The sequence below is a fragment of the Vibrio sp. 10N.222.52.C3 genome (assembly GCF_041474195.1).
GTDB classification, from domain to species: domain Bacteria; phylum Pseudomonadota; class Gammaproteobacteria; order Enterobacterales; family Vibrionaceae; genus Vibrio; species Vibrio crassostreae_C.
The window spans coordinates 1-858 of record NZ_JBFRTQ010000112.1 but is presented as its reverse complement, the minus strand read 5'-3'; the positions used below and the strand labels follow the sequence as shown (position 1 = coordinate 858).

Below are 858 nucleotides of genomic sequence, written 5' to 3'. Positions count from 1 at the left end.
AAAGTGCGATCCCGCCCTGCCATAGCCTCAAGCAACAATCACCACCGACTAGGGCGGTGGTTTTAAGGAACTACTAAACCGTCACGATCATTTGAATTAACGTCTTCAACGTAAACGTCTAGGTCAACGATATTCAGATTTCGAGAGTGAATAATTTCATCCCAATCAAGTAAGGTATGGCTTGATGGGTAAGCCATTGATGTGACATCATATATAACCGAATCAAGTTGCAATTTTTGATCACTAAGATTGTGCGTCTCTATAGAGAAAGCCACTAAAAATGCGGTCAATATCGCAAGAAAGAAAGAAAAATACACGGATGTGGTAGGATAACGTTGAATAAACTTAATCACTTTATGAACGTTATTATTGTTACGATAATTTAATGGATAACAACGCCTTACATTTTCGATATCATTTGCTAAAGCACGAACACTTTGATATCGACGAGAACGGTTTACGTTAGTCGCATGTTGATGTACTCGAATTAAATCTCTAGACGCTATTTTATCTGGAAACATCTTCTGTAGGATCCGCCCTAAAGAGAACACGTCAGACCTTTCGTCCAAACTTTCACCTGTGAGTTGTTCTGGACTAGCATAAATTCGACTTACCGCTTTAATGGAGTTGAGTGAGTTATCAGGCGAACAACTAAGAGTTTGAGTAAGATTGAAATCAATAACCTTAGGTTCTCCATGAGCATTTATGAGTATATTTTCAGGTTTTAGGTCAGCATGTAGAACTTTCAACTCATGCGCATACTCAATAGCAAGGCAAATATCTCGAAATAACGTAAGCTTTTGGTCATAAGAAAGTGAATTAGTAGACAGATATTCATCGACCCTGTAAATAATTTTG

General features: G+C 37.9%; 1 protein-coding gene. It reads right to left on the bottom strand.

Annotated features, from left to right (window positions below; translation table 11 throughout):
* Positions 1-62: 62 nt before the first annotated feature.
* On the bottom strand, positions 63-858 hold a 796-nt coding region (locus AB4517_RS17070), incomplete at its 5' end, for a protein kinase domain-containing protein (protein WP_372148883.1).